The following is a 22,118-nucleotide window of genomic DNA, read 5'->3' as shown; positions in this document are numbered from 1 at the left end:
TGCACTGGCAAGTGAATGCAGGCAATTGTGAGTGGAGAGCATGGCAGACAAACAATTCGCACGAAGCGGGCCGGCTGAATTCGATGTATTGGCAGACGATGATCCGTTGGCCGAACTCGCCCGGATCGTCGGCTACGATGCCCGGCCGGCTGTCCAGCAGTTGCAGGAATTGCAACGCCACCAGGAAGCCGTCCGGCAAGATCCGACGTTCGATCTCGAGGAAGAGCTCCTTCGAGAGTTCGATACCTATGATGCGCCGCGCGCGGCAGATGTTCAGCCGGACAACGATCCAGTTGAAACTGTAGCTGCGCCCGCAGAAGAGCTTCAGCAGGTCGAGCCGGTGCTTGAATTTGCGCCAGCCGAGTTTGCTGTGGCCGAATCGGCGCCAATCGAAGATGCGCCGGCGATTAAACCGGAGTATCAGCCGGTCGAACTCGCAGAGACATGGCCAGAGGCCGCTCTTGAAGAAGTCGACCGCGGCCACGCCGAATTCGTTGCGGTTCCCGAGGCGACGTCCACTTCGATCACTGACGTAACGGGATACGACGTGGTTTCGGAAGCGGTCGAGCCGACCTTCGATCTGGAACGCGAACTCGAGCTCTCGCTCGGTGACGTCGATCTTTCTCCGACGGCCGAGATTGCGCCGATCAAACAGCACGTTGGTGCACCTGAAGAATGGCATGCGCCGGTCGAGGACATTTCGTTCGACGTTTCCGATTTCGCCGATCAACTGGCAACAGAGCAGGCCTCGCTGTCCGTCGAGCCAGCCTTCGAAGTGGCTCCGGCCGCCGAGGCCAGCAACGCCTATGCGTCGGACAATGCCTATTCGTACGAACCGACAGTGATCGAGCAGGTCGCTCCGGTTGCCGTAGAGCCGGCTTTCGAACCGGCTCCGGCTGCCGAGGGCAGCAACGCCTATGCGTCGGACAATGCCTACTCGTACGAACCGGCAGTGATCGAGCAGGTCGCTGCGGTTGCGGCAGAGCCGACAACAGATAACGCCGTCGATGAGCTTCTTGCCGATATCGAGCGGTTTCCGGTACCGGCTGCGACCGGCCTGGTCGCCGCTGCAGTTCACACTCATCCTGCGATTCATGCGCGGGCCGAGCCGGCTGTCGTGGCTGCGCCACCTGTCAAGAAGAGCCCCTATCCCTTCACGCCGACGTTCAGTCGCGCCACCCCGGTCGCTTCGCCCTCGGGTGCCGGCCAGCAGCGCGCCTTTGCTGGTCCGATCGTCTCGTCGATCCCTGCTGCCGCAGCACCTGTAGCCGCCGCACCGGTGGCCGCAGCGGTTGCGCCAGAGGCTGTCGTCGAGCCCGCTCTTCCGGCTACCGAGCCGGAGAACGAGCCGAGCTTCGACATCGAGAACTTCGAAATGGAGCTCTCGGATGTGGCGATGGAAATGGAGCTTCCGGAATTCGACGCTTCTGAGGATATCGCCGCCGCAGTGCAGCAGCCGGTTTTCGCCGCTATCGAGCAGGAGCCGGTACAGCATGAAGAGCCCTTCGTAGCACCGTCGGTCGCAGCTGCGCCCTTAGAAATCGAAGAGCCGCCGGTTGAAAGCGTTCTGCCGTTCGATCCGTCGATGATCGCTGAAGCCGATACCGGCGTCGCACCGATCGCCGATATGGATGTACCGCAACTGCCGGTCATCGAGACAGAAAAGCCGGTCGCTTATCCCGCCGACTACGATCTCGATATCGACGCGGAAATGGCCCAGCTCTTCGGGACGCCGGCACCATCCGTCAGGGAGACGCAGGCTCGCCCCGTCGAGGCTCGTGAACCTGCACGCTCCGCGCCGGCAGCCAAGCCGGCCGCATCGCTCGGCGCAGCACCGATGGATGATTTCGACGAGTTCGAGAAGGCAATGGAAGAAGACTTCCGTCGCTCGATGGTCGAACGTCAGAACACGCCGCGCGAATCCGAGCGCGCTCAGCCTATGTCCGGCCAGGCCGACGCCGGTGTTTATAACGAATACGGCTCCGGTCGCCGCTCGCAGCGCACAATGCTGCTCGCTGCAAGCGTCGCCGGCATCATCATTCTCGGTGGTGCAGGCGTCTACGCCTGGATGGGTGGCAGCGATGCCGTTTCGTCCGGCGAGGGTCCGAAGATCATTCTCGCCGACAAGTCCCCGGTAAAGGTCGTGCCCGAGGAAAAGGGCGGGAAGACCGTGCCGAACCAGGACAAGGCCGTCTATGACCGCGTTGCCGGTGCTCAGGGCACGGGTCCTCGGCAGGAGGCACTCGTCTCCTCGACCGAGGAACCGATGGACGTCGTCCAGCGGACGCTGACACCGGAAAACCTGCCGAATGACGGCAGCGATGAAGCGGATGCTCTGGGTGCTTCACCGAATGCGGACGAGGAGTCTGCCCGCCTTCTGCCTGGTGACGGTGCTGCCGTGCCGGCTGATCAGGAAGAGAACAAGGCTCCCGCAGTCGCGCCGCGAAAAGTACGCACGATGATCGTCAAGCCGGACGGCACGCTCGTCGCCCGCGAAGAGCCGGTTGCTGAACCGGCGACGGAAGTTGCTGGCAACACCCAGCCGGTTCCGGCAACGGCTTCGGGTCAGGTTGCGGCGTCGGGCACTGAGGGCCAGGCGACAGCCACGGGCGCCGGTTCCGAACTTCGCGCAGCCGGCGAGGCACTTGCAGGTGCCGACCAGGTCGCACTTGCTGCCGCGAGCGACGCCACGGTAAACGCCGCTGGCGTTGAGGCACCGCTGCCTCAGACCCGCCCGACCGGGCAGGCTGGCAACGTGGCTGGCGCCGTACCTGAAAGCGCAAGCGCACGTCCGGCGGAAACGCAGGCCGCCGCCAACCCTGCAACGGATACCCAGCAGGTTTCGACGGCATCAGTGCCGGCTGGCACCTACTTCATCCAGGTGGCGTCGCTGCCCTCCGAGGCCGAAGCGAAGAAGTCCTACAACAGCCTTTCGAACAAGTTCGGAAGCGTTATCGGTGGTCGCGGCGTGGATATCCGCAAGGCGGAGATCGCGGGTAAGGGCACCTACTATCGTGTCCGCATCCCGGCCGGTTCGCGCGAAGAGGCCAATGCGCTTTGCTCGCGCTACAAGGGCGCTGGTGGCAGCTGCCTCGTGACCAAGTAGTCACAGCAGCAATATTATCCCCAGAGGGGCGCGGCAGAGATGCCGCGCCCTTTCACGTTTCAGTGACAGTAGTCTGTGCATGACGCGCACCGATAGCTATTCTCGCTTCGCTGTGGGCAAGCCGCGCATTATGCTTTTGGCATGAGCGAATCAAAAGCATTTATCTCCGGCTGCAAGGGTCTTTCTCTTTCGAGCGAAGAGCGCAGCTTCTTTGATGGCGAGCGGCCCTGGGGCTTCATCCTCTTTGGCCGCAACATTGGCGAGGAACAGCAGATTTCCGATCTGGTCGCGGCGCTACGTGACAGTATCGGCAATCCCGCGGCACCCGTGCTGATCGACCAGGAAGGCGGACGTGTTCAGCGCATCCGGCCGCCGCTTGTTCAGCAGTATCCGAATGGTGCGGCGATCGGCGAGATCTACCGCCGTGATGCCGAGGGCGGTTTGCGTGCGGCCTGGTTGATGGGGCGGCTGCATGCGTTCGATCTGATGCGGTTCGGCATCACCGTCGATTGCCTGCCGGTGCTCGACGTGCCGGTTCCCGGCAGTCACGATGTGATCGGCAATCGCGCCTATGGACACGATCCGCAGAGTGTCACGGCGATCGGTCGGGCGATGGCGGAAGGCCTTAAGTCCGGTGGCATGCTGCCGGTAATGAAACATATGCCCGGCCATGGCCGCACTTTCGTCGATTCCCACCACAGCCTGCCGGTGGTCAGCGAAACCTTCGACGAGCTTGCCAAGAGCGATTTCCTGCCCTTCATCGCCATGAAGGACGAGGTCATGGCGATGTCGGCGCACATGGTCTTCACGGCGATCGATCCGGACAATCCGGCAACGACCTCGGCCAAGGTTGTGCGTGAGATCATCCGCGGCCATATCGGTTTCGACGGGTTGTTGATGTCCGACGACGTTTCGATGAATGCGCTGGCCGGCGACATGTCCACCCGCGCGCGCAACATCATCGACGCCGGACTTGATCTCGTCTTGCATTGTCATGGCATAATGGACGAGATGAAGGCTGTAGCGGATGTCGTCCCGGTTCTGGCCGGAGAGACATTGCGCAGGGCAAGGGCCGCAGAGGCCGCCTTCCGCAAGCCTGATAATGCGAACGAGCAGGAACTACGTGCCGAATTCAACAGCCTGTTCGCGACGGTTTGAGGACGGGTACGGCCGGCGGGAAAGGATCAGGCTGTCGTGAGCAACGCGGGTGAAAAGCAAGGCAGGTCCGGGGCGAAAGCGCCGATGGATCCCTTGTGGCAGGACGAGACTGCGGAGCGCGGATTGCACGAAGAGGCGCTGGTCATCGACATCGCCGGCTTCGAGGGCCCGCTCGATCTGCTCCTCCATCTTGCTCGCAGCCAGCGGGTCGATCTTGCTCGCATCTCGGTGCTGGCATTGGCCGAACAATACATCGCCTTTGTCGAGCGGGCGCGCAGCATCCGCATCGAACTGGCCGCCGACTATCTCGTCATGGCGGCTTGGCTTGCCTATCTCAAGTCGCGGCTGCTGATCCCGCAGCAGGCGAAGGATGATGGTCCCTCCGGTGAGGAAATGGCATCGGCGCTGGCGTTCCGGCTGAAGCGCCTCGAAGCCATGCGCGAGGCCGCCACCCGGCTGATCAACCGAAACCGCCTCGGCCGCGATGTTTTCGTGCGTGGTGCGCCGGAGCATATCGTCACCGAGCGGAAGTCGGACTATGACGCTTCGCTTTACGATCTGCTGACCGCGTATGCGAGCTTGCGGCAACGGACAGCGATCACGCAAGTGACGATCGAAAAGCGCCACGTCTGGTCGCTCGCCGATGCGCGATTGATCCTGGCACGCATGATCGGCCATCTGGACGATTGGACCGCGCTCGATCACTTCCTGTTGCGTTACATGACGACGCCGAAGGAGCGGGCGACGGCCATCGCCAGTTCCTTTGCCGCCTCGCTGGAAATGGTACGTGAGGGGCGCCTGGAAATCCGCCAGGAAGAAGCGTTCGCGCCGATATATCTGCGGCGTGGGCCGAACCCGATCGATGCGGCGACGCTCGCCGATATGGAGGCAGCCCGTGGCTGAGCCGCAGAAATACCTCCCGGACGTGACAGACGAAGACGGCGAGAACGACGGCCTTGTGTTCGATCCGCGCATGGAGCAGGAAACCGAGCGAATTGCCGAAGCGCTGGTGTTTGCCTCCGCGCAGCCAATCTCCGAGGCTTACATCGCCACCCGCCTGCCGCGCGGTGCCGATGTCCCGCGCATCATGGCGCGATTGAAGGCGCTTTATGCAGGCCGTGGCGTCAATCTGGTGCAGGTGGCCGATCACTGGGCGTTCCGCACGGCCGCCGACCTGTCCTTCGTCGTGCAGACGGATGAGAAGGAGGTTCGCAAGTTGTCGCGCGCCGCGCTAGAGGTTCTGGCGATCATCGCCTACCACCAGCCGGTTACCCGCGCCGAAATTGAAGACATTCGCGGTGTGCAGACATCCAAGGGCACGCTGGATGTGCTGATGGAGGCGGGCTGGGTCCGCTTCCGTGGCCGCCGCCGCACGCCCGGGCGTCCGGTCACCTTCGGAACGACACGCGATTTTCTCGACCACTTCGGCCTGGAGGAACTGCGCGACCTGCCTGGCATCGAGGAGTTGAAGGGAGCGGGGCTTCTCTCCGGCCGCGTTCCGTCCAACCTGCATATTCCCGTGCCCGTCGGCGAAGATGACCTGGCGGAAAACGAGGATCCGATCACCCAGCTCGATCTGGAAGAACTGGGGCTCTTGACTCCGAAGGGCGAAGAGGCCGATTAAAAAACCTGATTGGAGATATCGGCTTTCTCCATCGAGCCTGCACCCGGCATGGTCGCCGCGGTGCCACCGGTGTCAAGGAATACGCAGCATGGTATCAGATACGCAGGACGGGCCCGTCATGGCAACGCGACGGACGGCGGGCGTATCTTTCGCGGCGAGCCTGACATTCGAGGATATCCACCACAACTACCATTCCAAGGAGACTATCAAGGGCGTCAGCCTGGCGGCCAAGGCCGGCGAGGTCCTTTGCCTGCTCGGCCCCTCCGGTTCCGGCAAGACGACGCTGCTGCGGATCGCCGCCGGCATCGAGATGCAAAGCGCCGGCCGCCTCCTGCTTAACGGCCAGGAGATTTCTGGCCCGTCGGTCTTCTTGCCGCCGGAAAAGCGCGGTGTCGGTCTGATGTTCCAGGACTTTGCGCTGTTTCCGCACATGACGATCCGCGACAATGTTCGCTTTGGGCTGACGGCGCTTCCGAAGAAAGAAGCGCTGATCCAGGCCGACGCAGCCCTGGAACGGGTCGGTCTTTCGCATTACGGAGATCGTTATCCCCATGTGCTTTCGGGTGGCGAGCAGCAGCGTGTGGCGCTCGCCCGTGCGCTCGCGCCGCGGCCTGCTGTGCTGTTGATGGACGAACCGTTCTCCGGGCTCGACTCGCGGCTCAAGGATTCGATCCGCGCCGATACGCTCGCCATCCTCAGAGAGACGCGTGCCACCGCGATCGTCGTCACGCATGATGCCGAGGAAGCGATGCGCATGGCCGACCGGATCGCTCTGCTCAAGGATGGGCGCCTGGTCCAGGTCGGCACCGCCGACGAGCTTTATCGAGAGCCACGGGACCTGTTTGCCGCCGGTTTCTTTTCGGAAATCAACGTGTTCGACGCCCAGGTGCGCAACGGTCGCGTCGATACGCCGCTCGGCGGCGTGGATGCCAGCAAGTACCGCGATGGCCAGCGCCTTTCCGTGGCCGTGCGGCTTTCGGGGCTGCGTGTCGGCAAGGACGAAGGCGACATACAGGCGCGGATCGTCTCGCGCCGTTTCATCGGCGTTGTCGAACTGCTCGAACTGGCTGTGGCGGGCTGCGATGGAACCGTGCGCGCCCGTATCCGCGCGGACCAATTGCCGCAAGGATTGCGCGATGTAATGCTTTCAGTTAACGAGCGGGATATATTGCTGTTTGAAAAAGATGTTCCGACATCTTAGGGTCTGTGGCGAAAAGAGGCTGTGCTGGTGGCGCGCCTGAAAATTGACACGCGAATAGGGCCTAAATCGGGGAAGGCTCAGAGGGAGTAAACGCATGGGTTCCTTTAGTATCTGGCACTGGCTGATCGTTCTGGTCGTGGTGCTGTTGTTGTTCGGTCGCGGCAAGATTCCGGAACTGATGGGCGACGTTGCCAAGGGCATCAAGAGTTTCAAGAAGGGCATGAACGACGACGACGTCGCTTCCGCCGACAAGCCGCTCGACGGCAAGACTGTTGATCACAAGTCTGACGAAGTTCGCTAACGATCGAGCACCGATAGGGCCAGGCTGGGATTACCTCCCGGCCGGCCGCACCACGGGTTTGCAGGACATATCGAATGCTTGATATCGGCTGGACCGAGCTAGTCGTCATTGCCATCGTACTGATCGTTGTTGTCGGACCGAAGGATTTGCCGCCGATGTTGCGCGCCTTTGGCCGCATGACGTCGAAGCTGCGCGGCATGGCGTCGGATTTCCGCCAGCAATTCGATGAGGCGTTGCGTGAGGCGGATCTCGAAGACGTCCGTAAAACGATCAGCGACGCGCAAAGCCTCAATCCGGCAAATGCGCTACGTGACGCGATGAACCCGTTGCGCCAGATCGGCAACGAGATCAAATCCGATCTCCAGAAGGCCGCATCACCAGACAAGGCGCCCGTATCCGCTGCAGAGCCGCCAGTTTCCTCCGTGGAACCGGTTGCCGTTGGCGCGGCCGAGGCAAAGCCAGCCAACAGCATTGCGGCCGCGGCGATTGGTTCTGCCAGCCGGCAAATGCAGCGTGCCGAAGCTTCTGAGCCTGCGGCAAAGCCGAAACGGGTAACGAAGGCCAAGGCAGACGCTACGCCCGCGCCCAAGAAGGCCTCACCGGCGAAGGCGGCAACCGCCAAATCTGCACCCGCCAAGACGGCTGCAAAGAGGCCTTCCAAGGTCGAGGCAGAGCAGCCGAAAGAAAAAACACAAAAGACACGCGCGGCAACGCGCAAGAAAGGTGACGTATGAGCGGCGATATCGAGGACCGGCCGCAGCCGCTGATCGAACATCTGATCGAGCTCAGAAAGCGGCTGATGTGGGCCGTTGGCGCGTTCTTCATCGCCTTTCTCGTCTGCTTCTACTTTGCCAAGGGTCTCTTCAACCTTCTGGTGCTGCCGTTCAAATGGGCGGTCGGTTGGGCCGGGATGGATCAACGCAATGTCGAGCTGATCTACACTGCTCCGCAGGAGTTCTTTTTCACCCAGATCAAGGTGGCGATGTTCGGCGCTCTCGTGATCGCCTTTCCGGTGATCGCGTCGCAGATCTACAAGTTCGTCGCCCCCGGCCTCTACAAGAACGAGCGTGCGGCATTCCTGCCGTTCCTGATTGCCTCGCCGCTCCTGTTCCTGCTCGGTGGCGCGCTCGTCTATTTCTTCTTCACGCCGATGGTCATGTGGTTCTTCCTGGCGATGGAGCAGGGCGGTGACGAGGGACATGTTGCAATCCAGCTTCTGCCCAAGGTCTCGGAATATCTGAGCCTGATCATGTCGCTGGTCTTTGCTTTCGGCCTCGTGTTCCAGCTGCCGGTGGTCACCACGCTTCTGGCCCGCGTTGGCTTCGTCAGCGCACAGGGACTTGCCGAGAAGCGCAAATACGCGATCGTGATTGCCTTCATTGTCGCGGCCGTCCTGACACCGCCGGACCCAGTCTCCCAGATCGGCCTTGCACTGCCCGCCATCCTTCTCTACGAAATTTCGATCTATACGGCGCGACTCGTCGAGAGACAGCGGGCAGCGGATGCGCTCAAGCGTGAGGCTGCCCAGTCGCAGGAAGAAACTTCCGAAGAGGTTGGCCCCGCAAAGGGCTGAGCATTCGACGGTTCCGCGCCGTGACCTGCAAAACGCGTGGAACGACAATGCTTGATATCAAATGGATCCGTGAGAATGCCGATGTGCTGGATGCCGCCCTGGCGAAGCGGGGCGCGGAACCATCGTCTGCGTCGCTGATCGCCATCGACGAACGTCGCCGCACAATCCTTCAGTCGCTGCAGGACATGCAGTCGCGCCGCAACGCGGCGTCGAAGGATATCGGCGCGGCCATGGCACAGAAGAACAATGAGCTCGCCGAAAAGCTCAAGGCCGAAGTTGCCGAACTGAAGAATTCAATGCCGGCGCTCGAGGAAGAGAGCCGCCAGGTCGAAGCCGAACTGAACGACGCCCTGTCGCGTCTTCCTAATATTCCGCTCGACGACGTCCCTGTTGGTTCGGACGAGGCGGGCAATGTCGTGACACGGGTTATCGGTGCCAAACCCACCTGGAACCACCAGCCGCGCGAGCATTTCGAAGTCGGCGAGGCGCTCGGGCTGATGGATTTTGAGGGAGCCGCGCGCATTGCCGGATCCCGCTTCACCATCCTGAAGGGCCAGCTCGCCCGGCTCGAACGCGCGCTCGGCCAGTTCATGCTCGACCTGCACACCCAAGAGCACGGCTATACCGAAGTACAGCCGCCGCTATTGGTGCGTGACGATGCGATGTACGGCACCGGCCAACTGCCGAAATTTGCCGAAGACCTGTTCCGCACAACCGACGATCGCTGGTTGATCCCGACGGCGGAAGTGCCATTGACCAACATCGTGCGCGAGCAGATCCTCGATGGCGAAAAGCTGCCGTTGCGCTTTACCGCGTTGACCCCGTCCTTTCGTTCGGAGGCCGGTTCTTCGGGCCGCGACACGCGTGGCATGCTGCGCCAGCACCAGTTCAACAAGGTCGAACTCGTGTCGATCACCGATGCCGAGACGTCCGTTGCCGAGCATGAGCGCATGACTGCCTGCGCCGAAGAAGTGCTGAAGCGTCTGGGTCTGCACTACCGCGTGATGACGCTTTGCACCGGCGACATGGGCTTTGGCGCCCGCAAGACCTACGATCTCGAGGTCTGGTTGCCGGGACAGGACACATATCGCGAGATTTCGTCCTGCTCGGTCTGCGGCGATTTCCAGGCGCGGCGCATGAATGCGCGTTACCGCAACAAGGAAGACAAGGGCACAAGGTTCGTTCACTCGCTGAACGGTTCCGGCGTCGCCGTCGGCCGCGCCCTGATCGCCGTTATCGAAAATTACCTGAACGCCGACGGCTCGGTTTCGGTGCCGGATGTATTGCTTCCCTATATGGGCGGCCAGAAACGTATCGAAAAAGCTGCCTGACGGGAAAGAAATCGCAATGCGGATCCTGCTGACAAACGACGATGGCATCCACGCCGAAGGCCTTGCGGTCCTCGAGCGGATAGCCAAGACGCTTTCCGAGGATGTCTGGGTGGTGGCGCCCGAGGCCGATCAGAGCGGTCTTGCCCATTCGCTGACGTTGTCGGAACCGCTGCGCTTGCGTCAGATCTCCGAGAAGCGTTTTGCGCTCAGGGGCACGCCGACTGATTGCGTGATCATGGCTGTGCGCAAGGTGCTGGACAGCAAGCCGGATCTCGTCCTATCGGGCGTCAATATCGGCGCCAACATGGCTGACGACGTCACCTATTCCGGCACCGTCGCCGGTGCGATCGAGGGAACGCTGCAGGGCATCCGCTCCATGGCGTTGAGCCAGGCCTACAGCCACGTCGTCGGCGAGGCGGTGGCCTGGGACGTGGTCGAGCGTCACGCGCCTGCGTTGATCCGCAGCCTGCTGGCAGTTGATCTTCCTGATGGTACGTTGCTCAACCTCAACTTCCCGAAGTGCTCCGCCGATGCCGTCGCCGGCACCGAAGTGACTTCGCAAGGCAAGCTCGACTTCGGTCTTTCCATCGACGAGCGTGCCGACGGTCGCGGCTTTCCCTACTTCTGGCTGCGTTTTGGCGAGCGCTTCGGTGATTTTCGCGCCGGTACCGATATCCACGCGCTTCGTGAAAACCGGATCTCGGTGACGCCGCTCAAGCTCGACCTGACCGACTATTCAGTGCAGGACCGTCTGGCACGGGCCTTGAGCGAAGGGACCGTCGCTTGAGCGGACGTGTTTCGGAACAGGAAGGCTTTGCGGCGATGGTCTTGCGGCTGCGCGCCGAAGGCATCAGCAACCAGGGCCTGCTGAACGCGGTCGAGCAGACGCAGCGCGGCCATTTCGCGCCGCCGCAGTTCCAGGCGGACGCTCATTCGCAGCGGACGATCCCACTCGACTGCGGCTCGTTCATGGAAGGCTATGACTTCGCCGTCCGGCTGTTGCACTGCCTTAACCTCAAGTCCGGGCAGCGCATCCTCGAGGTGGGAACCGGCAGCGGCTTTACCGCTGCAGTGATGGGCCGCATCGCCGAGCGCGTGCTGACAATCGACCGCTACCAGACACTCGTCTCCACTGCGCAGAAAAGCCTGGAAAAGTCGGGTGTGCGCAATGTCATCGTCCGCCATGCCGATGGCAGTGCCGGAGTACCGGGCGAGGGCACGTTCGATCGCATCTTGATTACCGCTGCGTTCAACAGCCTGCCGCGCATGTTCTCCGACCATCTCGTGTCCGGCGGAACGCTGGTCGTTCCGATCATGATGAGCGAAACGCATTGTCGCATCGTTCGTGTCAGCCGCACCGGCAGCCGCTTCGATCGTGAGGATCTGTTCGACGCGCCTTACCTTCCGATCGTTCCGCAACTGGCGTCTTACCTCTAGGTTAGCAACCCACTTGCGTGATCTGTGCTGTCCCGCTACGGCTTGGAGCCCAACCATGCACATTCATGTGGGGGGGGAATTGGAGCATGGCGCGGCTCGTCAGAGCCGTGCTCACGGATCGTGACGTCTCAGGACACTACAGCGCCGCGCGTCTTATTAGACGCGCAAAGGTCGCTGTAGCACTTTGAATTGCTGCATGTTTTTATCCTTAAATCGAATGCGATTTAAGAAAACATGCAGTAGGCATGGCGGCTCTTTTAAAAGTGCGACGCAGAGATCCTCGTCGTGGCCACGTGATGAGGGCGGGCGGATCGCCCCGACGACCGTCTATTGGTTAACAAAATCCTAATCTCTCCAGTTTCGCGCAAGCTTCGCGCCATACGCCTTCGGCTGCACGAAAGGTTTGGCCTTGCGAGTCGCTGAATTTCTATGCGGTTCGGAAAGGCGATCTGGTCGTGCGGTTGACGGAGACGGCACATGCAGATTGCGAACAGGCTGACGGCCGCGGCATCAGGCGATGGACTGGGCAACCTTGCCGGCCGTGCGGCGGGGCAATCCGGCGCAGGCGGTAAGGATGAAAATGCCGCTCAGGCGATGCAGGCCACGTTCTTCGATCCGACGCCGCGGATTTCGCTTTCCGCCGATGCGCTGCTTTATCTCAGTCAGAACAGAAGATCCTCCGACGGCCAACCGGCCCTGACGCGCGACGAGTGGAACAACCGCCTGTCGCCGCAATTGGCCTTGCGGGAATACCAGGCGTTCGGAAAGTTCCTGGAGACCGGTGATCACAGTGGCTACTACAAGGGCTTCATCGAGTACTATGATGGCCTGCGGTCCGAGGACCAGCATAGCCTGCGCTATTTCGGGACGCGTGAGGCGGCTGTCGCCGGGCTACGCTCGCTCGAATACGATCAGGCAAGCGGCCTTGATGGAGAGACGACGTTCCAGACGCTGGTGAGCGTGCTTCTCGAGGAAGACAAGACTGCGCAGTCGGAAGCTCCCGCAGCGCCGGCTGGACGCCAGATTTTTGCCTGGGATCTGACAAGCATTAGCTATGAGGGCGAGCCAACCGAGCGGCGTGCCGTCTCCGAGATCGAACGCCTCTATTCCGAACTGATCTAAGTTTGCAGCGCCGCTAAGGCGAGCCTTTGCACCGGTCTATGGTTAGCATTCTGTCAAACTAGGTCTTTGGTGGTGTCGCCCTTAACCGTGCGGTAACTCTAATACGCTTTAATCATCCCACATCGAGTTGCGTTCGGAGTGGGTAAGCGTCATGCGTCAGTTTGTATCTCCCAAGGTTGGAAAGTCCACGATCCGCCTGTGTGCAGCAGTTTTGCTGGCAGGCGTTGCCACAGGGTGCAGCTCCGACGCCAGCCGTTTCGACGGCTTGTTTTCGCGATCGGACACGCTGACGACCAGCTCAATTCAGAGAAATACCACGCCGGTGCCGCGCGGCGATGTCGACAGCGGCCAGATGGCTGTTGTCTCTCCGGCCGATACGCGCAACTCGGCTCTCGGGCAGCCTTATCCCGCGGCGAACGGTGGCTACGATCCGGTCAATACGGCGTCGACGCCGGTCTCCAGCGCCCGCGCCGCCTCGACGCCGATGAGCGTGCAGCGTTCGACCCTCGCCGATCCGACGGCGGCCTCCAGCCAGCGTATTGATCCGCAACCGTTCCCAGCCGCACGCCAGGTCGAGCAGGTCTCCACGGCCACGCGTCAGGCATTGCCCGCTGCCGTCAACGATACTGCGAGCAAGAGCGGCTGGACGACGCAGAATGCTCCCTCGATCATGGTTCGCCAGGGCGACAGTGTGTCCATTCTCTCCAAGCGTTTCGGTGTTCCTGAAAAGGAAATCCTGAAGGCCAACGGATTGAAGACCGCTGGACAGGTCGAGCCCGGTCAGCGCCTGGTGATCCCGACCTTCGGTGTTGCGAGCAGTGCCGCGAAGGCTGCCGCGTCCAACACGATGACCGATCTGGATGGCAGCAAGCGCCAGCCATCGCCCTTGCCGACCGATCAGCGCGATGTCGCAATCCTGCCCGGTCAGTCGCAGTCCCGCGATAAGAGTGCAGGCAAGACGGATGTTGCTGCAGGCAAGGTCGCTTCGACGGGCGAGGGCAGCGGCAACGGCTCGTACACCGTCAAGCCGGGTGATTCCCTCAATCGTATCGCCAAGGCAACGGGTGTTTCGGTCGGCGCCCTCAAGCAGGCCAACGGCCTGACGGCAGAATCGATCCGTGTCGGCCAGACGTTGAAGGTGCCGGGCGCAGCGACCGACCAGGTGAAGACGGCATCGGTTCCGCCCAAGAAAGCCGAAGGTCAGGTCGCCGCGCTCGACAAGAGCAAGCCCGCCGAGTACCAGCCTCCCGTTGCCAAGCAGAGCGTGTCCGAAGTCGCCAGCAAGACCCCTGACGTTGACGAGGAATCGCCGAAGTCGACGGGTATCAGCAAGTATCGCTGGCCGGTACGCGGCGCGGTCGTTGCCGGCTACGGCGCCAATGTCGATGGCAACCGCAACGACGGCATCAACATCTCCGTGCCCGAGGGCACGCCGATCAAGGCAGCTGAAAATGGTGTGGTCATCTACTCCGGCAGCAGCCTGAAGGAACTGGGCAACGCCGTTCTCATCCGTCACGACGACGGCACGGTCACCGTCTACGGCAATGCTTCCGAACTGAAAGTCCAGCGCGGCCAGAAGGTGCAGCGCGGCCAGACGCTCGCGGCATCCGGTATGACCGGCCGCGCAAGCCAGCCGCAAGTCCACTTCGAAGTGCGCAAGAACGCCAGCGCCGTGAACCCGGCCACGTTCCTGGAATAGGCGGCTTAGCCTTCCAGCCGGTGGCGCAGGCGACCGGCCAGATCCTGAATGAACTGCCAGGCGACGCGGCCGGACCTTGCTCCCCGCGTCGTCGACCATTCCAGCGCATCGGCGTGCAGAATATCCTTGTCCACCGCAAGGCCGTAGTGAGCCGCATAGCCGTCGATCATCGCCAGATAATCTTCCTGGCTGCATTTGTGGAAGCCGAGCCACAGTCCGAAGCGATCCGACAATGATACTTTCTCTTCGACTGCTTCCGATGGGTTGATGGCGGTCGATTGCTCGTTTTCCATCATGTGCCGCGGCAGAAGATGACGCCGGTTGGACGTGGCGTAGAGCAATACGTTGGTCGGACGCCCCTCGACGCCACCGTCGAGCACGGCTTTGAGCGACTTGTAGGACGTGTCGTCATGGTCGAAGGAAAGGTCGTCGCAGAAAACGATCACCGGCACCGGCGCGGATTTCAGGATTTCCATCAGCGCCGGTAGCGTCGCGATATCCTCGCGGTGAACCTCCACCAGCTTCACGGCGATGCCCGTATCGCGTGCGACCTGTGCGTGAACCGATTTGACCAGCGAGGATTTCCCCATGCCGCGCGCGCCCCACAGAAGCACGTTGTTTGCCGGATAACCTTCGGTAAAGCGCAACGTGTTGTCGACCAGGATATCACGCACGTGGTCGACGCCGGTGATCAGCGACAGTTCGATCCGGTTCGGTCTTTTGACCGGCTGCAAGTGGTGGCTTGCCGGCGCCCAGACGAAGCACTCTGCCGCGTCCCAATCGTTGGCAGCGGCAGCGGGGCCGGCGATGCGTTCGATCGCCGCGGAAAGCTTCTGCATTTCCTTGATGAGAACGTCGATCTTTGTTTCACTCATCGGTCCATCTCCGCTTGCTGAATCAGTCACTTGGCTTCGGTTTAACCGGGTAGCACGCAGGTTTGCGCTGGAAAAGGCCGCACTGGGTGGGAGAGGGGGTTCTCCTCTTGCCCAAATTATGTCAGAGGCACTGGAACGGATACGGGTGCCGTCGCTTTGCATTGCGGCTGCGCGCCCTTATATTCCGGCCGATTTGGCGCGGAGGAACCGCCGCATATTTTGAACTCAAGGAGTGATCGATGTTCATTACCGAAGCTTTTGCGCAGACAGCCGGCGCCCCGTCGACCGGCGGCGCGGACATCCTTATGTCCATTCTGCCCTTCCTGCTGATCTTTGTTGTTATGTATTTCCTCATCATTCGCCCGCAGCGTGCACAGATGAAGCGCCGCGACGAGCTGCTGAAGAACATCCGTCGCGGTGACCAGGTCGTGACCGGCGGCGGCATCGTCGGCAAGGTGACGAAGGTGGTCGACGATAGCGAGCTGGAAGTCGAAATTGCCGAAGGCATCAAGATTCGCGTCGTTCGCAGCGGCGTATCGGAAGTTCGCGTCAAGGGCGAACCCGTAAAGGAATAATCGAAGTCCAGCCACAACCGGATGTGTCCGGGAAACGGAGCGTTTGAGGCATGTCCAATCTGAAGCCGTTGAAGAGCGCTCTTGTTTGGCTGGCAGTGCTTTTGGGTGTCGCGCTCGCGATGCCGAACTTCCTGACGAAGGAACAGGCGGATGCGCTGCCTTCGTGGCTTCCGCACCGTCACGTGGCGTTGGGGCTCGACCTCCAGGGTGGCTCGCATTTCATGCTGCAGGCCTCGCGCGAGGACATTCTCGCCGAGCGGCTTGAAGCGGTGACAAATGATGTCGGCAAAGCGCTGCGCGATGCCGACATTGCCTATTTCGGCCTGTCGGGCGAAGGTCAGTTGATCTCGCTGCGGGTTCGTGACCGAGCCAAGTTGCCGACAGCGCGTGCGGCGCTTGCTCCGCTCATGGCACCGGTGGAAACTGGTGGTCTGGTCAGCGACGAAGTTACCGAACTTGCCTTCGACAGCGCCGAGGCAGACGACTTGATCCGCCTTCGCCTGAGCGACGAAGGCATCGACTACAGGATGTCGCAGGCTCTGGCACAGACCATGGACGTCGTTCGGCGCCGGATTGCCGAAGTCGGGGTGGCAGACCCCCTGATCCAGCGCCGGGGTGATGATCGGCTTATCGTCCAGGTGCCGGGTCTGGCGGATCCGCAGCGCCTGAAGGACCTGCTTAGCCAGCGCGCCCGCGTTTCCTTCCAGATGCTGAATGTCGCCGTGCCCGTTGAGCAGGCTGTTGAAGCGCAGCCGCCGGCCGGCAGCGAAGTTCTTTATTCCTTCGACGATCCGCCGATACCCTATCTCGTCGAGAAGACCCGGCTGCTGTCGGGCGAAGACTTCACCGCCGCGCAGCCGGATATCGACGCGACAAGTGCCGAGGCGTCGGTCGCGATCAAGCTGACACCGGCGGCAACCGGCCGTGTTGCCGCACTTCAGGCAAAGGGCGCCGACCAGAAAGTCGCGATCATTCTCGACGACCAGGTCGTCGCTGCGCCGACACTTGCGGCTGCCGTCAAGGGCGATACGGCAATCATTACCGCCGATCTGCCGGAGGAGGGTGCCACCGATCTCGCAGCCCTCGTCAGAACCGGGCCACTACCGGCGACGTTGACTGTCGTCGAGGAGCGGACCGTCGGGCCGGGCGTGGGCGATGACGCGATCGGTGACGGCCTCAAGGCCGGCTTCATCGCTGCCGTTGCAGTCGCTGTTTCGATGATTTTCTTCTACGGCGTCTTCGGCATCTTCGCCGTCGCGGCTCTGGCCGTGAATCTCATTTTGATCATCGCCGCACTTTCACTCACCGGTGCGACGCTGACATTGCCGGGTATTGCCGCAATCATTCTGACCATCGGCGTGGCTGTCGATTCCAACGTTTTGATCTATGAGCGCATCCGCGAGGAAGCGCGCGGTGGTCAACCGCTGGTCCAATCGGTCAACAAGGGCTTTGCGCGCGCGTTCAGCAGCCTTTTCGATGCCAATCTAACGATGCTGATTGCCGGTGCGATCCTTTTCTACCTTGGGTCTGGTCCCGTGCGCGGCTTCGCCGTCACGCTTGCGATCGGCAGCTTCACGACCTTGTTTACCGCCTACACGATCACCCGCAGGATCGCCAAGGCCTGGCTGCGCGGCTGGAAGGCGCAGCATCTGCCGAAGGGTATTCGTACGGGACGCTTCAGCGATCTCGACATCCGCTTCATGGCGATCCGCAACCCGGTCTTCATCGTCATGGCCGCCTTGTCGGTTGCTTCCGTACTGCTGCTCGCAAGTCTCGGTCTCAATCTGGGGGTCGACTTCAAGGGTGGCTCGATCATCGAACTCGAAAGCAAGGCCGGCAATGTCGATATCGCCGATCTGCGCGTGCGGCTCGATGAGTTGAACCTCGGCGAAGTTCAGGTACAGCATCTGGGTTCTGGTAACGATGTCCTGGTGCGCGTGCCGTCACAGGAAGCCGGCGACAACGCCGAGCAGACCGCGATCGGCGTCATCCGGGCAGAGCTCAGCGACGAATATGCGTTCAAGCGCGTCGAAGTCGTCGGTCCGGTTGTCTCGGGCGAATTGACGCGCGCCGGCACTATTGGGCTTGCGGTCTCCTTTGCTGCGATCCTGCTTTACGTGTGGCTGCGCTTCGAATGGCGTTTCGCGCTCGGCGCCATCATCGCAACCCTGCACGACGTGCTGCTGACGATCGGCTTCCTGGTGATAACCGGCATCGAGTTCAATCTCGGCAGCATCGCCGCCGTTCTGACCATCGTCGGTTACTCCCTGAACGATACGGTCGTCATCTATGATCGTATCCGGGAGAACCTCGGCCGCTACAAGAAGATGCCGCTGTCGGTGTTGATCGACGCCTCGATCAACCAGACGCTGTCGCGCACGATCCTGACGGCGCTGACGACGGTGCTGGCGCTGGCGGCGCTCTACCTCTTCGGTGGCGGTCTTATCCGCTCTTTCAGCGTTACCCTCTTGTTTGGCGTCATCGTCGGCACGATCTCTTCGATCTATATCGCTGGTCCGATCCTCATTCTCTTCCGCAAGCGGACGGACCATTTCCAGGGCGGGGAGAATTCCTCCGGCCCGGGCGCCGGAGCGGCGCAAACGGCAAAGGGTTCAGTCTGAAATGCCCAAGGGTATCGAGATCCGCGAAGCGCATTTTCCGGGGCGCGCCCCGATCGATGCCTATGGCAATGGCGGCTTCCGCTTTGCCGATATGTCGCACCGCGGCTCCGTGCTGATGCTGCCATCGGGCGTCTATGCGTGGGACGTTGTTGAAGGCGATCCGTTGTTGGTCGAGAAGTTCCAGCGCGTGCTGGACGAAGCGAGTGACATCGAGGTGCTGTTGGTCGGCACCGGCCTCGATATCCGGCAACTGCCGGCCGAGCTGAAAACGGCCCTGCGTGCATTGAACATCTCGTCCGATCCGATGAGCACGGGAGCAGCTGTCAGAACCTACAACGTGATGCTGGCCGAAGCGCGTGCGGTCGCCGTCGCGCTGATTGCCGTCTGATCGCGGCCAGGGGAAGACTTGCGTGCAAGACATTGATGCCCAGATCCTGACCGACCTCAGGGACACGGATCGCGACCGTTACCTCGCCTGTCTGCTGGCGCCGGTGGCCAGCCAGCCGTCACTCGCTCCGCTCTATGCCTTCAACGCCGAGCTCGCCCGCATTCGCGAACTCGTGCACGAGCCCATCCCCGGTGAAATCCGAATGCAATGGTGGCGGGAGCTGTTGGAGAACGAAGCGGCGACGGGCGAGGGGCATCCGCTCGCGCGGGCGTTGCTCGCGTGCATTCGTAAGCATCGGCTTCCGATCGCTGTATTTCAGAACATGATCGATGCACGGATCTTCGACCTCTACGATGATCCGATGGAGGACAGGGCGGCGTTCGAAGGTTACGCCGGCGAGACCGCCTCGGCGCTCATTCAGCTGTCGTCGCTCGTCCTCGATCCGCAGAACGCCGCAAGGTCTGCGGAGGCAGCCGGTCATGCCGGCGTCGCGCAGACCGTCGCAGGCCTGCTTCTGCTCCTGCCGCAACATTCCCGCCGCGGCCAGGTCTATCTGCCGGCCGAGCTTCTGCGAGCAACCGGGCTTGACCGCGAAGCGCTGCTCGCCGGAGAAGACGGGCAAGCAATCGGGCGGGCGATCCGGGCCTTCGCCGGTTTCGGCCGCGATCATCTGGCCAAGGCGCGCGCCCGGCTCGACACGATCTCACCCGACAATTTCGCCGCCTTCGTTCCCCTGGCCCTCGCCGAGCCGATCTTCAATCGCGCGGATGCTGTCGGCGCAGAGTTGCTGCGCAATCCGATAAGGCCGGCGCAATGGCGGCGGCAGTGGTGGATGTGGTGGGCGAGCAGGCGCAAGCGGTTTTGAAGCCGGCCGCGCAAATGTGTTCAATGGCTTTGCTATAACGACCTGCACAAAAACCAGAGCTTGAAGCGAAGTCAAACGTTAGCGAAAGATGGCGGCGCGCTTTGGTGCCGAGACCTGCGCGGCATGTTGTAGGCCAGCTAGCCACGGCACGAGGCTGGTCAAATTGGCGCAAGGCTCGCATCGTATAAACACACCCTATCGACTCATTACCGACTTAGGGGGCCTGTCTGATGCTCTGGCTGCTTTTCATCATCATCGCCATTCTCGCCGGCGCCTTCTACATGTGGATGAACGCACGGGCCGAGCGGGATTGGGACGATCCGGATGCTGGCTCGGCAATGGTCGAGTTCGGGCGCGCCTTTCCGGACGAAGCGATCCGTGCACTTCATTCGACGGCGGACCGCAAGGCAATTTTTCTGCGGCTGCATGACGGCAAGGCTGGTTTCATCCAGTCGCACGGCACGCATTATGTCTGCCACGTCATTCAGCCGGGAAAAGTCCGGGTCAACAGTTCGGACAGCGGCCGCGGTCTGATTGTCCATTTCCCTGATTTCGCCTATCTCGACAACGCGTTCGAATTTCACAACGCTGCCGAGGCGGCCGAGGTATCGTTGTGGCTGTTGGGCAGTTTCAGCCCGAAGTCCGAGTTTACGGCAGACGAGGCAAATGTGCCGTCTTCGGCGCAGGCGAGCGAATAGCCGGCGCTCCGCTAGCAAACGCTGCGGGCATTCATGACATCAGTTTAGTTCTGTAAAAGGAAAGCCCTCGCAAACCGGAGTGGATCCGGTTTGCGAGGAAATGTTTGGCTCTCAGGCGCATCCGTTCAGCCAGGCGGCGCAGTCGCCGAGCGCTCGGGCGGCCGTGGCCTGTTTCTTCGCTGCGGCCTTTTCCTTGCCGCGGAAGCGCTTGGCGCCTTCGGGCTTGATGATGGCGCCGGGTTCCAGCGGCGGGAACAGGCCGAAGTTGACGTTCATTGGCTGGAACGAACGTTTGCCCGGCTCGTCGTCGGAAACGATGTGACCGCCGGTGATGTGGTTGAGCAGCGCGCCGAAGGCCGTCGTTGCCGGCGGTGCAGCCAAAGTTTCACCCTTGCGTTCCGCCGCGGCGAACCTGCCGGCCAGCAAGCCGATGCTTGCGCTCTCGACATAACCCTCGCAGCCAGTGATCTGACCGGCAAAGCGCAGGCCTGGCCGCGACTTGAGAGTTAGTGTGCCGTCGAGCAGGGTCGGCGAGTTGATATAGGTGTTGCGGTGCAGGCCGCCGAGGCGCGCGAACTCGGCGTTCTCGAGACCGGGGATCATCCGGAAGACTTCCGCCTGCGCGCCATACTTCAGCTTCGTCTGGAAACCGACCATGTTGTAGAGCGTGCCGAGCGCATTGTCCTGACGAAGCTGGACGACGGCATAGGCCTTGACCGTCGGATTGTGGGCGTTGGTGAGCCCCATCGGTTTCATCGGTCCGTAGCGAAGCGTCTCGCGTCCGCGCTCCGCCATCACCTCGATCGGCAGGCAGCCATCGAAGTAAGGCGTGCCTTCCCACTCCTTGAAGCCGGTCTTGTCGCCGGCCACGAGTGCGTCGATGAAGGCGTTGTACTGCTCTTCGTTCATCGGGCAGTTGATATAGTCCTTGCCCGTACCGCCGGGGCCGACCTTGTCATAGCGTGATTGGTACCAGCAGATGTCCATGTCGATCGTCTCGGTATAGACGATCGGCGCGATGGCGTCGAAGAAGGCAAGCGCATCAGCGCCCGTTTCCTGGCGGATCGATTCGGCGAGATCAGGCGCTGTCAGCGGACCGGTTGCAATTACTGCAAGGTCCCATTCCTTCGGCGGCAGGCCGCGGATTTCTTCGCGTACCACGGTGATCAGCGGATGGCCGTCGATCGCCGCGGTGACGGCGTCGGAGAAGCCGTCGCGGTCGACGGCAAGCGCGCCGCCGGCCGGAACCTGGTTGGCATCGGCCGCCTTCATGATCAGCGAGCCTGCAAGGCGCATTTCGGCGTGGAGTACGCCGACGGCATTGCTGGTCGCATCATCGGAGCGGAACGAGTTGGAACAGACGAGTTCGGCAAGGCCGTCCGTCTTATGTGCATCGGTGCCGCGGACGCCGCGCATCTCGTGCAGCACGACCGGAACGCCGGCCTCGGCGATCTGCCAGGCCGCTTCGGAGCCGGCAAGGCCGCCGCCGATGACATGAATGGGAGAGTGGGAGGAGGTGTCTTTGCTCATGGTCGGCTTCCTAC

General features: G+C 61.8%; 20 protein-coding genes. 18 read left to right on the top strand and 2 right to left on the bottom strand.

The genetic code is table 11. The annotated features are described in order from the left end of the window. Window positions 1–40 precede the first annotated feature (40 nt). The 13 genes from ASD00_RS04505 to ASD00_RS04445 all read left to right on the top strand — a co-directional run bounded on the left by ASD00_RS04505 (window position 41) and on the right by ASD00_RS04445 (window position 14,552). Entirely contained in the window at window positions 41–3,106 is a 3,066-nt protein-coding gene (locus ASD00_RS04505) for an SPOR domain-containing protein (RefSeq protein WP_057205037.1), read from the top strand. A gap of 141 nt (window positions 3,107–3,247) precedes the next feature. Further along, window positions 3,248–4,264 carry a beta-N-acetylhexosaminidase gene (gene nagZ, locus ASD00_RS04500; protein ID WP_025426850.1) on the top strand — a complete coding sequence of 339 codons (1,017 nt, stop codon included), beginning with the start codon at window positions 3,248–3,250 and terminating at the stop codon, window positions 4,262–4,264. Between the two features lie 84 nt (window positions 4,265–4,348). Then, window positions 4,349–5,167, top strand: coding sequence for a ScpA family protein (locus ASD00_RS04495; RefSeq protein ID WP_051509162.1), 819 nt, complete (start codon window positions 4,349–4,351; stop codon window positions 5,165–5,167). Continuing rightward, window positions 5,160–5,888: an SMC-Scp complex subunit ScpB gene (scpB, locus tag ASD00_RS04490; protein WP_025426852.1), complete on the top strand. Its 729-nt coding sequence runs from the start codon at window positions 5,160–5,162 to the stop codon at window positions 5,886–5,888. The genes ASD00_RS04495 and scpB overlap by 8 nt, the downstream gene beginning before the upstream one ends. Before the next feature lie 88 nt (window positions 5,889–5,976). After that, window positions 5,977–7,089 (top strand): ABC transporter ATP-binding protein, encoded by a 1,113-nt coding sequence (locus ASD00_RS04485; RefSeq protein ID WP_025426853.1) that lies wholly within the window; start codon window positions 5,977–5,979, stop codon window positions 7,087–7,089. A 94-nt stretch (window positions 7,090–7,183) separates the two neighbouring features. Continuing rightward, complete coding sequence (locus ASD00_RS04480; protein WP_025426854.1) at window positions 7,184–7,390, top strand: twin-arginine translocase TatA/TatE family subunit; 207 nt, start codon at window positions 7,184–7,186, stop codon at window positions 7,388–7,390. A gap of 74 nt (window positions 7,391–7,464) precedes the next feature. Further along, a complete protein-coding gene (tatB, locus tag ASD00_RS04475; protein ID WP_025426855.1) occupies window positions 7,465–8,124 on the top strand; it encodes a Sec-independent protein translocase protein TatB in 660 nt (219 codons plus the stop codon). Continuing rightward, window positions 8,121–8,963, top strand: a complete 843-nt coding sequence (gene tatC, locus ASD00_RS04470) for a twin-arginine translocase subunit TatC (RefSeq protein WP_025426856.1) — start codon at window positions 8,121–8,123, stop codon at window positions 8,961–8,963. The genes tatB and tatC overlap by 4 nt, the downstream gene beginning before the upstream one ends. Before the next feature lie 47 nt (window positions 8,964–9,010). Next, a complete protein-coding gene (gene serS / locus ASD00_RS04465) occupies window positions 9,011–10,294 on the top strand; it encodes a serine--tRNA ligase (protein WP_025426857.1) in 1,284 nt (427 codons plus the stop codon). Between the two features lie 16 nt (window positions 10,295–10,310). After that, window positions 10,311–11,081: a 5'/3'-nucleotidase SurE gene (gene surE / locus ASD00_RS04460; protein WP_057205034.1), complete on the top strand. Its 771-nt coding sequence runs from the start codon at window positions 10,311–10,313 to the stop codon at window positions 11,079–11,081. Continuing rightward, entirely contained in the window at window positions 11,078–11,731 is a 654-nt protein-coding gene (locus ASD00_RS04455) for a protein-L-isoaspartate(D-aspartate) O-methyltransferase (protein WP_025426859.1), read from the top strand. The genes surE and ASD00_RS04455 overlap by 4 nt, the downstream gene beginning before the upstream one ends. 477 nt (window positions 11,732–12,208) lie before the next feature. Further along, window positions 12,209–12,853 (top strand): hypothetical protein, encoded by a 645-nt coding sequence (locus ASD00_RS04450; RefSeq protein ID WP_025426860.1) that lies wholly within the window; start codon window positions 12,209–12,211, stop codon window positions 12,851–12,853. A gap of 151 nt (window positions 12,854–13,004) precedes the next feature. After that, the gene (locus ASD00_RS04445) at window positions 13,005–14,552 is read left to right on the top strand and encodes a peptidoglycan DD-metalloendopeptidase family protein (protein WP_025426861.1); all 1,548 of its coding nucleotides are present in this window, start codon (window positions 13,005–13,007) and stop codon (window positions 14,550–14,552) included. Between the two features lie 5 nt (window positions 14,553–14,557). Here ASD00_RS04445 and ASD00_RS04440 read toward each other — a convergent pair whose 3' ends face one another. After that, on the bottom strand, window positions 14,558–15,427 hold the full coding sequence (locus tag ASD00_RS04440; RefSeq protein ID WP_025426862.1) for an ATP-binding protein: 870 nt from the start codon (window positions 15,425–15,427) through the stop codon (window positions 14,558–14,560). A 239-nt stretch (window positions 15,428–15,666) separates the two neighbouring features. Here ASD00_RS04440 and yajC point away from each other — a divergent pair, with 239 nt between their 5' ends. From yajC to ASD00_RS04415, 5 genes are all read left to right on the top strand, one after another. Then, complete coding sequence (gene yajC, locus ASD00_RS04435; RefSeq protein WP_025426863.1) at window positions 15,667–16,002, top strand: preprotein translocase subunit YajC; 336 nt, start codon at window positions 15,667–15,669, stop codon at window positions 16,000–16,002. A 50-nt stretch (window positions 16,003–16,052) separates the two neighbouring features. Continuing rightward, complete coding sequence (gene secDF / locus ASD00_RS04430) at window positions 16,053–18,623, top strand: protein translocase subunit SecDF (RefSeq protein ID WP_057205031.1); 2,571 nt, start codon at window positions 16,053–16,055, stop codon at window positions 18,621–18,623. A gap of 1 nt (window position 18,624) precedes the next feature. Beyond that, window positions 18,625–19,011, top strand: coding sequence for an Mth938-like domain-containing protein (locus tag ASD00_RS04425; protein WP_025426865.1), 387 nt, complete (start codon window positions 18,625–18,627; stop codon window positions 19,009–19,011). A 22-nt stretch (window positions 19,012–19,033) separates the two neighbouring features. Beyond that, on the top strand, window positions 19,034–19,876 hold the full coding sequence (locus ASD00_RS04420) for a phytoene/squalene synthase family protein (RefSeq protein WP_025426866.1): 843 nt from the start codon (window positions 19,034–19,036) through the stop codon (window positions 19,874–19,876). 230 nt (window positions 19,877–20,106) lie between these two features. Then, entirely contained in the window at window positions 20,107–20,574 is a 468-nt protein-coding gene (locus ASD00_RS04415; RefSeq protein WP_025426867.1) for a hypothetical protein, read from the top strand. A gap of 111 nt (window positions 20,575–20,685) precedes the next feature. Here the strand turns inward: ASD00_RS04415 and trmFO are convergent, their stop codons facing one another. Further along, window positions 20,686–22,104 carry a methylenetetrahydrofolate--tRNA-(uracil(54)-C(5))-methyltransferase (FADH(2)-oxidizing) TrmFO gene (gene trmFO, locus ASD00_RS04410; protein ID WP_025426868.1) on the bottom strand — a complete coding sequence of 473 codons (1,419 nt, stop codon included), beginning with the start codon at window positions 22,102–22,104 and terminating at the stop codon, window positions 20,686–20,688. Between the last annotated feature and the right edge of the window lie 14 nt (window positions 22,105–22,118).

The organism is Ensifer sp. Root31 (assembly GCF_001424825.1).
GTDB lineage: Bacteria > Pseudomonadota > Alphaproteobacteria > Rhizobiales > Rhizobiaceae > Ensifer > Ensifer canadensis.
The sequence above is the reverse complement of the archived record's forward strand: the minus strand, read 5'-3'. Positions and strand labels throughout refer to the sequence as shown.

Bases quoted from the DNA above. Each gene is read 5' to 3' on its own strand.
- ASD00_RS04450 (WP_025426860.1), top strand. From the start codon at position 12,209: ATGCAGATTGCGAACAGGCTGACGGCCGCGGCATCAGGCGATGGACTG.
- ASD00_RS04505 (WP_057205037.1), top strand. From the start codon at position 41: ATGGCAGACAAACAATTCGCACGAAGCGGGCCGGCTGAATTCGATGTA.
- ASD00_RS04495 (WP_051509162.1), top strand. From the start codon at position 4,349: ATGGATCCCTTGTGGCAGGACGAGACTGCGGAGCGCGGATTGCACGAA.
- ASD00_RS04425 (WP_025426865.1), top strand. From the start codon at position 18,625: ATGCCCAAGGGTATCGAGATCCGCGAAGCGCATTTTCCGGGGCGCGCC.
- yajC (WP_025426863.1), top strand. From the start codon at position 15,667: ATGTTCATTACCGAAGCTTTTGCGCAGACAGCCGGCGCCCCGTCGACC.
- ASD00_RS04485 (WP_025426853.1), top strand. From the start codon at position 5,977: ATGGTATCAGATACGCAGGACGGGCCCGTCATGGCAACGCGACGGACG.
- ASD00_RS04415 (WP_025426867.1), top strand. From the start codon at position 20,107: ATGCTCTGGCTGCTTTTCATCATCATCGCCATTCTCGCCGGCGCCTTC.
- trmFO (WP_025426868.1), bottom strand. From the start codon at position 22,104: ATGAGCAAAGACACCTCCTCCCACTCTCCCATTCATGTCATCGGCGGC.
- ASD00_RS04480 (WP_025426854.1), top strand. From the start codon at position 7,184: ATGGGTTCCTTTAGTATCTGGCACTGGCTGATCGTTCTGGTCGTGGTG.
- surE (WP_057205034.1), top strand. From the start codon at position 10,311: ATGCGGATCCTGCTGACAAACGACGATGGCATCCACGCCGAAGGCCTT.
- tatC (WP_025426856.1), top strand. From the start codon at position 8,121: ATGAGCGGCGATATCGAGGACCGGCCGCAGCCGCTGATCGAACATCTG.
- nagZ (WP_025426850.1), top strand. From the start codon at position 3,248: ATGAGCGAATCAAAAGCATTTATCTCCGGCTGCAAGGGTCTTTCTCTT.
- serS (WP_025426857.1), top strand. From the start codon at position 9,011: ATGCTTGATATCAAATGGATCCGTGAGAATGCCGATGTGCTGGATGCC.
- ASD00_RS04440 (WP_025426862.1), bottom strand. From the start codon at position 15,427: ATGAGTGAAACAAAGATCGACGTTCTCATCAAGGAAATGCAGAAGCTT.
- secDF (WP_057205031.1), top strand. From the start codon at position 16,053: ATGTCCAATCTGAAGCCGTTGAAGAGCGCTCTTGTTTGGCTGGCAGTG.
- ASD00_RS04445 (WP_025426861.1), top strand. From the start codon at position 13,005: ATGCGTCAGTTTGTATCTCCCAAGGTTGGAAAGTCCACGATCCGCCTG.
- tatB (WP_025426855.1), top strand. From the start codon at position 7,465: ATGCTTGATATCGGCTGGACCGAGCTAGTCGTCATTGCCATCGTACTG.